The following is an 11,895-nucleotide window of genomic DNA, read 5'->3' on the forward strand; positions in this document are numbered from 1 at the left end:
TTATAATAAGAAAACGCCTTTGACAAGATTCCTCTTTTTTGCTAGAATAGCATCAACATGAAAGAATGAGAGGAGCTGGCGAATTTCGTCACTCCCTTTTGTCTATCTGATTAGGAGGAAGTATGCTGATTGAAAAAATTAAAGCCTATAAATGGCAAGCATTGGCATCCTTTGTGATGACAGGCTTGATGGTTGCGAGCTCGCTCTTGCAACCTCGCTATTTGCAGGAGGTTTTAGATGCTCTACTGGCTGGCCAACATGAGGCTATTTATAGTATTGGGGCATGGTTGATAGGAGTAGCCCTCGTGGGTCTGGTTGCAGGTGGTGTCAATGTTATTCTTGCAGCCTATATCGCTCAGGGAGTATCTTCGGATCTTCGGGAAGATGCTTTTCGTAAGATCCAAACCTTTTCTTATGCCAACATTGAGCGGTTTAATGCTGGGAATCTGGTTGTCCGCATGACCAATGATATCAACCAAATTCAGAACATGGTGATGATGGTTTTCCAAATCCTTTTCCGTCTTCCTTTGCTTTTTATTGGTTCCTTTATCTTAGCGGTTCACACCCTGCCTTCACTTTGGTGGGTAATTGTCCTTATGGTAGTGCTGATTTTTGCGCTTACAGGTATCATGATGGGGATGATGGGGCCGCGCTTCGCCAAGTTTCAAACTCTTCTTGAACGAATTAATGCCATCGCCAAGGAAAATCTACGTGGTGTGCGTGTGGTCAAATCCTTTGTGCAGGAAAAAGAGCAATTTGACAAGTTTACTGAGGTCTCAGATGAGCTTCTGGGACAAAATATTTATATTGGCTATGCCTTTTCAGTAGTGGAACCTTTTATGATGCTCATTGGGTACGGAGCGGTTTTCCTCTCCATCTGGTTGGTTGCGGGAATGGCTCAGTCGGATCCGTCAGTCGTTGGTTCTATTGCTTCCTTTGTTAACTATCTCAGTCAGATTATCTTTACAATCGTCATGGTTGGATTTTTAGGGAATTCTGTCAGTCGGGCTATGATTTCGATGATGCGTATCCGTGAGGTTCTAGATACCGAACCAGCGATGACTTTTAAGGATCTTCCAGATGAGGATCTAGAAGGAAGTCTCTCTTTTGAAAATGTGACCTTCACTTATCCTACCGATGAAGAGCCCATGCTTAAGAATGTAAGTTTTGAAGTTGCACCTGGTCAGATGGTCGGTGTTGTTGGAGCGACTGGAGCAGGGAAGTCCACCTTGGCTCAGCTAATTCCACGACTTTTTGACCCACAGGAGGGTTCTATCAAGATTGGTGGCAAGGACATTCGAGACGTCAGCGAGGGAACCTTGCGTAAAACAGTCTCCATTGTCTTGCAACGGGCTATTCTCTTTAGTGGAACCATTGCGGATAATCTCCGTCAAGGGAAAGGAAATGCCAGCGTGTCCGAACTGGAACGTGCAGCACGAATCGCCCAAGCCAGCGAATTTATCGGACGCATGGAAAACAAATTTGAGAGTCAGGTCGAAGAACGTGGCACCAATTTTTCTGGTGGACAAAAACAACGGATGTCCATTGCCCGTGGGATTGTCAGCAATCCCCGTATCCTGATTTTTGACGATTCAACTTCGGCCTTGGATGCCAAGTCAGAGAGACTCGTGCAGGAAGCTTTGAACAAAGACCTGAAAGGGACAACAACGATTATCATCGCTCAAAAGATCAGTTCAGTCGTCCATGCAGACAAGATTTTGGTCTTGGATCACGGACGCTTGATTGGAGAAGGAAGGCACGCAGACTTGGTAGCTAGCAATGCCGTCTATCGTGAAATCTACGAAACACAAAAGGGAAAGGAGGAATAAGATGAAAACAGTTCGATTTTTCTGGAATTATTTTAAAGTTTACAAGCTCTCCTTTGCCATTGTGATTCTGATGGTTGCGGTTGCGACAATTGCCCAAGCCCTCTTTCCTGTTTTTTCAGGTCAAGCAGTCACGGAGCTCGCTAATCTGGTTCTGGCTTATCAAAATGGGACTTCAGAACTAGTCTGGCAAAATTTGTCGGCTTTGATGCTAAATCTAGCTCTGGTTGTCCTTGTCTTGGTTGTGTCTAGCTTGATTTACATGGCCTTGATGACTCGTGTGATTGCTGAGTCTACAAATGAGATGCGTAAGGGTCTTTTTGGCAAACTTTCCCGTTTGACGGTTTCTTTCTTTGATCGCCATCAGGATGGTGACATCCTTTCTCGCTTCACTAGTGACTTGGATAACATCCTTCAAGCCTTCAATGAAAGTCTAGTTCAAGTTATGAGCAATATTGCTCTTTACATCGGTTTGATTTTTGTCATGTTTTCAAAAAATGTGACACTAGCTCTGATAACGGTAGCCAGTACTCCGGTGGCCTTTCTCATGCTGGTCTTCATTGTGAAAATGGCTCGCAAGTACACCAATCTCCAGCAAAAAGAGGTTGGGAAACTCAATGCCTACATGGACGAAAGTATTTCAGGACAGAAAGTTGTTATCGTACAAGGGATTCAAGACGACATCGTAGCAGGCTTTGTGGAGCAAAATGAGCGCGTGCGCATGGCAACCTTTAAAGGAAGAATGTTCTCAGGTATCCTCTTTCCAGTTATGAATGGGATGAGCTTGGTCAATACGGCCATCGTCATTTTTGCAGGTTCGGCTGTCTTGCTAAACGATCCAAGTATCGAAACAACGACAGCCCTTGGTTTGATCGTCATGTTTACCCAATTTTCTCAGCAGTACTATCAGCCGATTATTCAGGTGGCTGCTAGCTGGGGGAGTCTCCAGTTGGCCTTTACTGGGGCAGATCGTATCCAAGAAATGTTTGATGCAGAAGAAGAGATTCGTCCGCAAAATGCACCTGCCTTTACGGAATTGCGAGAAGGTGTTGAAATCAGTCATATTGATTTCTCTTATTTGCCTGACAAGCCGATTTTGAAAGATGTTAGCATTTCAGCTCCTAAAGGGCAGATGATAGCTGTTGTTGGTCCGACTGGCTCGGGGAAAACGACCATCATGAACCTCATCAATCGCTTTTATGATGTCGATGCTGGTGGTATTTATTTTGACGGCACAGACATCCGTGACTACGACTTGGACAGCCTACGGAGCAAGGTCGGTATTGTCTTGCAGGATTCGGTCTTGTTTAGTGGAACGATTCGGGACAATATCCGCTTCGGTGTGCCAGATGCCAGTCAGGAAATGGTCGAAGCAGCTGCCAAGGCAACTCATATTCATGACTACATCGAAAGCTTGCCTGATAAGTATGATACCCTTATTGATGATGAGCAAAATATCTTCTCAACTGGGCAGAAACAATTGATTTCCATCGCTCGAACCTTGATGACAGATCCTCAAGTCCTAATCTTAGATGAAGCGACTTCCAATGTCGATACTGTAACAGAAAGCAAGATTCAGCATGCCATGGAGGCAGTAGTAGCAGGTCGAACCAGCTTTGTCATTGCCCATCGTCTCAAGACCATCCTCAATGCCGATCAGATTATTGTCCTCAAAGATGGAGAGGTCATTGAACGTGGAAATCATCACGAGTTGCTCAAACTCGGTGGCTTCTACTCAGAACTGTATCACAATCAATTTGTCTTCGAATAAAAAAGTTGTCCTCGTGGGCAGCTTTTTCTTGTCCATAAAAAATACTTATCACGGTCTTTAAAAAAACATATTAGACAGGAAAGGGTTGGAGTGATAAGATAAGACTGTCGCAAGAAAATCGAAAGGAGACACATCATGGCTAGAACGGTTGTAGGAGTTGCTGCAAATCTATGTCCTGTAGATGCAGAAGGGAAAAACATCCACTCATCTGTATCCTGTAAATTTGCAGAGAGCATTCGTCAAGTCGGTGGTCTCCCTTTAGTGATTCCTGTAGGAGATGAGTCCATTGTGCGCGATTATGTGGAAATGATCGACAAACTCATCTTGACAGGTGGGCAAAATGTTCATCCTCAGTTTTATGGAGAGAAAAAGACCATTGAGAGCGACGATTACAATCTAGTCCGTGATGAATTTGAATTGGCACTCTTGAGAGAAGCACTTCATCAGAATAAGCCCATTTTGGCAATCTGCCGTGGGGTTCAGCTGGTCAATGTTGCTTTTGGCGGCACTCTTCACCAAGAAATTGAAGGTCACTGGCAAGGTTTGCCTTTTGGAACCTCTCATTCTATTGAGACAGTGGAAGGAAGCGTGGTGGCCAAGTTGTTTGGCAAAGAAAGTCAGGTCAACTCAGTCCATCGTCAAAGTATCAAAGATCTGGCACCTAATTTCCGTGTGACTGCGGTGGATCCTCGAGACCAGACTATTGAAGCGATTGAGTCTATCGACGAGCACCGTATCATCGGTTTGCAGTGGCATCCAGAGTTTCTGGTCAATGAAGAAGACGGCAATTTAGAACTATTTGAGTATTTATTAAATGAATTGTAACGGTTAGAGACTCTAGCCGTTTTTATTCGTCCTTTCAGATTTTTTATATTTTAGCAAATTTACGCAAACGTTTGAATTCTGATAAAAATTGGGCAAATTAAATAAAAAAGCTTGAAAAAATCGAAGGTAAGCGTTATGATAGAAAAGAAGAAATTTTGGAGGAATATCATGTCACATATTAAATTTGATTATTCAAAAGTTTTAGACAAATTTGTTGCCCCACATGAAGTGGAATACATGCAAGCACAAGTAACGGCTGCAGACGAATTGATTCGTAAAGGAACTGGTGCTGGCAGCGACTTTTTGGGTTGGTTGGACCTTCCTGAAAACTACGACCGTGAAGAATTCGACCGCATCTTGAAAGCTGCTGAGCAAATCAAGTCAGATAGCGATGTCTTGGTTGTAATCGGTATCGGTGGATCTTACCTTGGTGCCAAAGCAGCCATCGACTTCTTGAACCATCACTTTGCAAACTTGCAAACAAAAGAAGAACGCAAAGCGCCACAAATCCTTTACGCTGGAAACTCAATCTCATCTACTTACCTTGCTGACTTGGTAGAGTACGTAGCTGACAAAGACTTCTCAGTAAACGTGATTTCTAAATCAGGTACAACAACTGAACCAGCCATTGCTTTCCGTGTCTTTAAAGAACTCTTGGTTAAGAAATACGGTCAAGAAGAAGCAAACAAACGTATCTATGCAACAACTGACCGCCAAAAAGGTGCTGTTAAGGTTGAAGCAGATGCTAACGGTTGGGAAACATTTGTTGTTCCAGATGACATCGGTGGACGCTTCTCAGTCTTGACAGCAGTTGGATTGCTTCCAATCGCAGCATCAGGTGCAGACATCAAAGCTCTTATGGAAGGTGCGAATGCAGCTCGTAAAGACTATACTTCAGACAAGATTGCTGAGAATGAAGCTTACCAATATGCAGCCGTTCGTAACATCCTTTACCGCAAAGGCTACGCCACTGAAATCTTGGTAAACTACGAGCCATCACTTCAATACTTCTCAGAATGGTGGAAACAATTGGCTGGTGAGTCAGAAGGGAAAGACCAAAAAGGAATTTACCCAACTTCAGCAAACTTCTCAACCGACTTGCACTCACTTGGTCAATTTATCCAAGAAGGAACTCGCATCATGTTTGAAACAGTTGTCCGTGTTGACAAACCGCGCAAGAACGTGATTATCCCTACTTTGGAAGAAGATCTTGACGGACTTGGTTACCTTCAAGGAAAAGACGTTGACTTTGTAAACAAAAAAGCGACTGACGGTGTTCTTCTTGCCCACACTGACGGTGATGTACCAAACATGTACGTGACTCTTCCTGAGCAAGATGCTTTCACTCTTGGTTACACTATCTACTTCTTCGAATTGGCCATCGCCCTTTCAGGTTACTTGAATGCTATCAACCCATTTGACCAACCAGGTGTCGAAGCTTACAAACGCAACATGTTTGCCCTTCTTGGAAAACCAGGATTTGAAGAATTGAGCAAAGAGCTTAACGCGCGTCTATAATAGAAGAAAAGAGTGGCTTGTCCACTCTTTTTTACTCTCTTTATTCGTAGACATTGGACTCAGGCGAGACTTGTGATATAATATAGAAAGCAAAAAGGCAGACGCCTAGAGACTTTATAGGAGAAACTATGTTAAAAGATATCCGCGTACGCTACGCACCAAGTCCAACAGGACTACTACACATCGGAAATGCCCGTACAGCATTGTTTAACTACCTTTACGCACGCCATCATGGTGGAACTTTTATCATCCGTATCGAGGATACTGACCGTAAGCGCCACGTCGAAGACGGTGAACGCTCACAGCTTGAAAATCTTCGCTGGTTGGGCATGGATTGGGATGAGAGCCCAGAAACTCATGAAAACTATCGCCAATCAGAGCGTTTGGAACTCTATCAAAAGTACATCGACCAATTGCTAGCCGAAGGAAAGGCCTACAAATCTTACGTTACAGAAGAAGAGTTGGCGGCTGAACGCGAACGCCAAGAAGCAGCTGGCGAAACACCACGCTACATCAATGAATACCTTGGCATGAGCGAAGAAGAAAAAGCAGCTTATATCGCAGAACGTGAAGAAGCAGGAATCATCCCAACGGTTCGTTTGGCTGTTAATGAATCTGGTATCTACAAATGGCATGATATGGTCAAAGGAGATATCGAATTTGAAGGTGGTAACATCGGTGGCGACTGGGTAATCCAAAAGAAAGACGGTTACCCAACTTACAACTTTGCTGTTGTCATCGATGACCACGACATGCAAATTTCCCATGTTATCCGTGGAGACGACCACATTGCCAATACACCCAAACAGCTTATGGTTTATGAGGCTCTTGGTTGGGAAGCACCAGAGTTTGGTCACATGACTTTGATCATCAACTCTGAAACGGGTAAAAAATTGTCTAAACGCGACACCAACACCCTTCAGTTTATCGAAGACTACCGTAAGAAAGGCTATCTTCCAGAAGCTGTCTTTAACTTTATTGCCCTTCTTGGCTGGAACCCTGGTGGGGAAGACGAAATCTTCTCTCGTGAGGAATTGATTAAACTCTTTGATGAAAACCGCCTCAGCAAGTCTCCTGCAGCCTTCGATCAGAAGAAACTAGACTGGATGAGCAATGACTACATCAAGAGAGCTGATCTTGCGACAATCTTTGAAATGGCTAAACCTTACTTAGAAGAAGCAGGGCGTTTGACTGACAAGTCAGAGAAAATGGTAGAACTCTACAAGCCACAGATGAAGTCAGTGGATGAAATCGTTCCATTGACAGATCTTTTCTTTGCAGATTTCCCAGAGTTGACAGACGCTGAGCGCGAGGTCATGTCAGGAGAAACCGTTCCTGTTGTTCTAGAAGCCTTCAAAGCGAAACTAGAAGCAATGACAGATGAAGAATTTGTGACAGAAAACATCTTCCCACAAATCAAAGCAGTCCAAAAAGAAACAGGTATCAAGGGCAAGACTCTCTTTATGCCTATTCGTATTGCTGTATCAGGTGAAATGCATGGACCAGAATTGCCAGATACCATTTACCTGTTAGGCCGCGAGAAATCTATCCAGCATATCGAGAACATGCTGAAAGAGATTTCTAAATAAAAAGGACTTCCGATGGATACATGGGAAAAGATGTACGAAGAAGCACGAACCTTATACAATCCTCATGTAGTTTCTGACTTTGTTTATGCTAACCATGTCGTTGCCGCGGTAGAAGCGGAAGATGGTCAGATATTCACAGGATTTTGTATGGAGGGCACTTGTGGCGTTTTTCATCTTTGTGCAGAACGAGCAGCTCTCTTCAATATGTATCAATTTTCAGGACAAACCAAAGTTAAGAAAATCCTCGCTTTTCGAGATAAACCGCCTTACGGTGAAAGTTCGGGTATGCCCTGTGGCGCATGCAGAGAATTTCTCTTAGAATTGAATGCTGAAAATAAAGAAGCAGAGTTCATGATGGACTACGAAGCAAGAAAAACAATCAAGGTTGCCGAATTGATCCCTTACTGGTGGGGAGAGGAACGCGCGACTAATTGGCAAACAAAATAGAGAGAGTCAGTTAAACTGGCTCTTTTCTATTATCATAGAAAAATTTGTATAGGAGATTAAAAAAGATCTTGACAAAGTGTAAAAAGTAGGTATAATAGAAAGAGTTGAAAAGCTCAAGGTCCGTTGGTCAAGGGGTTAAGACACCGCCTTTTCACGGCGGTAACACGGGTTCGAATCCCGTACGGACTATGTGTGTATCGCAGGGACGAAAAAAGTAAAAAAAGTTTCAAAAAAGTGTTGACATAGGTCAACAGCTGTGATATACTAATATAGTTGTCGCTTGAGAGATTGAGTGACAAAGACCTTTGAAAACTGAACAAGACGAACCAATGTGCAGGGCACTATAACTGAGGTTATAGTACTGAACAATGAAAAAAACAATAAATCTGTCAGTGACAGAAATGAGTGAGAACTCAAACTTTTAATGAGAGTTTGATCCTGGCTCAGGACGAACGCTGGCGGCGTGCCTAATACATGCAAGTAGAACGCTGAAGGAGGAGCTTGCTTCTCTGGATGAGTTGCGAACGGGTGAGTAACGCGTAGGTAACCTGCCTGGTAGCGGGGGATAACTATTGGAAACGATAGCTAATACCGCATAATAGCAGTTATTGCATGATAACTGTTTGAAAGGTGCAATTGCATCACTACCAGATGGACCTGCGTTGTATTAGCTAGTTGGTGAGGTAACGGCTCACCAAGGCGACGATACATAGCCGACCTGAGAGGGTGATCGGCCACACTGGGACTGAGACACGGCCCAGACTCCTACGGGAGGCAGCAGTAGGGAATCTTCGGCAATGGACGGAAGTCTGACCGAGCAACGCCGCGTGAGTGAAGAAGGTTTTCGGATCGTAAAGCTCTGTTGTAAGAGAAGAACGAGTGTGAGAGTGGAAAGTTCACACTGTGACGGTATCTTACCAGAAAGGGACGGCTAACTACGTGCCAGCAGCCGCGGTAATACGTAGGTCCCGAGCGTTGTCCGGATTTATTGGGCGTAAAGCGAGCGCAGGCGGTTAGATAAGTCTGAAGTTAAAGGCTGTGGCTTAACCATAGTACGCTTTGGAAACTGTTTAACTTGAGTGCAAGAGGGGAGAGTGGAATTCCATGTGTAGCGGTGAAATGCGTAGATATATGGAGGAACACCGGTGGCGAAAGCGGCTCTCTGGCTTGTAACTGACGCTGAGGCTCGAAAGCGTGGGGAGCAAACAGGATTAGATACCCTGGTAGTCCACGCCGTAAACGATGAGTGCTAGGTGTTAGACCCTTTCCGGGGTTTAGTGCCGCAGCTAACGCATTAAGCACTCCGCCTGGGGAGTACGACCGCAAGGTTGAAACTCAAAGGAATTGACGGGGGCCCGCACAAGCGGTGGAGCATGTGGTTTAATTCGAAGCAACGCGAAGAACCTTACCAGGTCTTGACATCCCTCTGACCGCTCTAGAGATAGAGTTTTCCTTCGGGACAGAGGTGACAGGTGGTGCATGGTTGTCGTCAGCTCGTGTCGTGAGATGTTGGGTTAAGTCCCGCAACGAGCGCAACCCCTATTGTTAGTTGCCATCATTCAGTTGGGCACTCTAGCGAGACTGCCGGTAATAAACCGGAGGAAGGTGGGGATGACGTCAAATCATCATGCCCCTTATGACCTGGGCTACACACGTGCTACAATGGCTGGTACAACGAGTCGCAAGCCGGTGACGGCAAGCTAATCTCTTAAAGCCAGTCTCAGTTCGGATTGTAGGCTGCAACTCGCCTACATGAAGTCGGAATCGCTAGTAATCGCGGATCAGCACGCCGCGGTGAATACGTTCCCGGGCCTTGTACACACCGCCCGTCACACCACGAGAGTTTGTAACACCCGAAGTCGGTGAGGTAACCGTAAGGAGCCAGCCGCCTAAGGTGGGATAGATGATTGGGGTGAAGTCGTAACAAGGTAGCCGTATCGGAAGGTGCGGCTGGATCACCTCCTTTCTAAGGATAAGGAACTGCGCATTGGTCTTGTTTAGTCTTGAGAGGTCTTGTGGGGCCTTAGCTCAGCTGGGAGAGCGCCTGCTTTGCACGCAGGAGGTCAGCGGTTCGATCCCGCTAGGCTCCATTGGTGAGAGATCACCAAGTAATGCACATTGAAAATTGAATATCTATATCAAATAGTAACAAGAAAATAAACCGAAACGCTGTAGTATTAAAAGAGTTACTGACTGAAAGGTCAGAAAATAAGGTTAAGTTAATAAGGGCGCACGGTGGATGCCTTGGCACTAGGAGCCGAAGAAGGACGTGACAAACGACGATATGCCTTGGGTAGCTGTAAGTAAGCGATGATCCAGGGATTTCCGAATGGGGGAACCCAACAGGTACTACCTGTTACCCGCATCTGTTAAGGGTGTGAGGAGGAAGACGCAGTGAACTGAAACATCTAAGTAGCTGCAGGAAGAGAAAGCAAAAGCGATTGCCTTAGTAGCGGCGAGCGAAACGGCAGGAGGGCAAACCGAAGAGTTTACTCTTCGGGGTTGTAGGACTGCAATGTGGACTCAAAGATTATAGAAGAATGATTTGGGAAGATCAGCCAAAGAGAGTAACAGCCTCGTATTTAAAATAGTCTTTGTACCTAGCAGTATCCTGAGTACGGCGGGACACGAGAAATCCCGTCGGAATCTGGGAGGACCATCTCCCAACCCTAAATACTCCCTAGTGACCGATAGTGAACCAGTACCGTGAGGGAAAGGTGAAAAGCACCCCGGGAGGGGAGTGAAATAGAACCTGAAACCGTGTGCCTACAACAAGTTCGAGCCCGTTAATGGGTGAGAGCGTGCCTTTTGTAGAATGAACCGGCGAGTTACGATATGATGCGAGGTTAAGTTGAAGAGACGGAGCCACAGGGAAACCGAGTCTGAATAGGGCGCATTAGTATCATGTCGTAGACCCGAAACCATGTGACCTACCCATGAGCAGGTTGAAGGTGCGGTAAGACGCACTGGAGGACCGAACCAGGGCACGTTGAAAAGTGCTTGGATGACTTGTGGGTAGCGGAGAAATTCCAAACGAACTTGGAGATAGCTGGTTCTCTCCGAAATAGCTTTAGGGCTAGCGTCGACATAAAGATTCTTGGAGGTAGAGCACTGTTTGGGTGAGGGGTCCATCCCGGATTACCAATCTCAGATAAACTCCGAATGCCAATGAATTATGGTCGGCAGTCAGACTGCGAGTGCTAAGATCCGTAGTCGAAAGGGAAACAGCCCAGACCACCAGCTAAGGTCCCAAAATAATTGTTAAGTGGAAAAGGATGTGGGGTTGCACAGACAACTAGGATGTTAGCTTAGAAGCAGCTATTCATTCAAAGAGTGCGTAATAGCTCACTAGTCGAGTGACCCTGCGCCGAAAATGTACCGGGGCTAAAACAATTTACCGAAGCTGTGGATACCTTTATAGGTATGGTAGGAGAGCGTTCTATGTGTGATGAAGGTATACCGTGAGGAGTGCTGGAACGCATAGAAGTGAGAATGCCGGTATGAGTAGCGAAAGACAGGTGAGAATCCTGTCCACCGTAAGACTAAGGTTTCCAGGGGAAGGCTCGTCCGCCCTGGGTTAGTCGGGACCTAAGGAGAGACCGAAAGGTGTATCCGATGGACAACAGGTTGATATTCCTGTACTAGAGTATGTAGTGATGGAGGGACGCAGTAGGCTAACTAAAGCAGACGAATGGAAGTGTCTGTCTAAGCAGTGAGGTGTGAATTGAGTCAAATGCTTAGTTCTATAACATTGAGCTGTGATGGGGAGCGAAGTTTAGTAGCGAAGTTAGTGACGTCACACTGCCAAGAAAAGCTTCTAGCGTTAAACATACTCTACCCGTACCGCAAACCGACACAGGTAGTCGAGGCGAGTAGCCTCAGGTGAGCGAGAGAACTCTCGTTAAGGAACTCGGCAAAA

6 protein-coding genes, 2 tRNA genes and 2 rRNA genes (1 of these 10 cut by a window edge) are annotated in these 11,895 nt (G+C 45.4%); all 10 read left to right on the plus strand.

The window, feature by feature from the left end; genetic code table 11:
* The first annotated feature begins 122 nt into the window (after positions 1-122).
* Positions 123-1,829 (plus strand): ABC transporter ATP-binding protein, encoded by a 1,707-nt coding sequence (locus ACVBD2_RS00770; RefSeq protein WP_461685841.1) that lies wholly within the window; start codon positions 123-125, stop codon positions 1,827-1,829.
* Position 1,830: 1 nt separating this feature from the next.
* The gene (locus tag ACVBD2_RS00775; protein WP_461685842.1) at positions 1,831-3,597 is read left to right on the plus strand and encodes an ABC transporter ATP-binding protein; all 1,767 of its coding nucleotides are present in this window, start codon (positions 1,831-1,833) and stop codon (positions 3,595-3,597) included.
* Positions 3,598-3,732: 135 nt separating this feature from the next.
* Positions 3,733-4,422, plus strand: coding sequence for a gamma-glutamyl-gamma-aminobutyrate hydrolase family protein (locus ACVBD2_RS00780; RefSeq protein ID WP_000124765.1), 690 nt, complete (start codon positions 3,733-3,735; stop codon positions 4,420-4,422).
* Between the two features lie 168 nt (positions 4,423-4,590).
* Positions 4,591-5,940 (plus strand): glucose-6-phosphate isomerase, encoded by a 1,350-nt coding sequence (locus ACVBD2_RS00785; protein ID WP_000018244.1) that lies wholly within the window; start codon positions 4,591-4,593, stop codon positions 5,938-5,940.
* 128 nt (positions 5,941-6,068) lie between these two features.
* On the plus strand, positions 6,069-7,529 hold the full coding sequence (gene gltX, locus ACVBD2_RS00790) for a glutamate--tRNA ligase (RefSeq protein ID WP_461685843.1): 1,461 nt from the start codon (positions 6,069-6,071) through the stop codon (positions 7,527-7,529).
* 12 nt (positions 7,530-7,541) lie between these two features.
* A complete protein-coding gene (locus ACVBD2_RS00795; RefSeq protein ID WP_125399637.1) occupies positions 7,542-7,976 on the plus strand; it encodes a cytidine deaminase family protein in 435 nt (144 codons plus the stop codon).
* Between the two features lie 117 nt (positions 7,977-8,093).
* A tRNA-Glu gene (locus ACVBD2_RS00800) sits at positions 8,094-8,165 on the plus strand.
* Between the two features lie 231 nt (positions 8,166-8,396).
* Positions 8,397-9,942: ribosomal RNA gene (locus tag ACVBD2_RS00805) — 16S ribosomal RNA — on the plus strand.
* A 51-nt stretch (positions 9,943-9,993) separates the two neighbouring features.
* Positions 9,994-10,066 (plus strand) — tRNA-Ala (locus ACVBD2_RS00810).
* Between the two features lie 122 nt (positions 10,067-10,188).
* Positions 10,189-11,895 (plus strand): 23S ribosomal RNA (locus tag ACVBD2_RS00815) (it continues 1,195 nt past the right edge of the window).
* The 16S and 23S rRNA genes sit together here with 2 tRNA genes alongside, the layout of an rRNA operon.

The organism is Streptococcus sp. KHUD_018 (assembly GCF_054861215.1).

Bases quoted from the DNA above. Each gene is read 5' to 3' on its own strand.
- gltX (WP_461685843.1), top strand. From the start codon at position 6,069: ATGTTAAAAGATATCCGCGTACGCTACGCACCAAGTCCAACAGGACTA.
- ACVBD2_RS00775 (WP_461685842.1), top strand. From the start codon at position 1,831: ATGAAAACAGTTCGATTTTTCTGGAATTATTTTAAAGTTTACAAGCTC.
- ACVBD2_RS00770 (WP_461685841.1), top strand. From the start codon at position 123: ATGCTGATTGAAAAAATTAAAGCCTATAAATGGCAAGCATTGGCATCC.
- ACVBD2_RS00785 (WP_000018244.1), top strand. From the start codon at position 4,591: ATGTCACATATTAAATTTGATTATTCAAAAGTTTTAGACAAATTTGTT.
- ACVBD2_RS00780 (WP_000124765.1), top strand. From the start codon at position 3,733: ATGGCTAGAACGGTTGTAGGAGTTGCTGCAAATCTATGTCCTGTAGAT.
- ACVBD2_RS00795 (WP_125399637.1), top strand. From the start codon at position 7,542: ATGGATACATGGGAAAAGATGTACGAAGAAGCACGAACCTTATACAAT.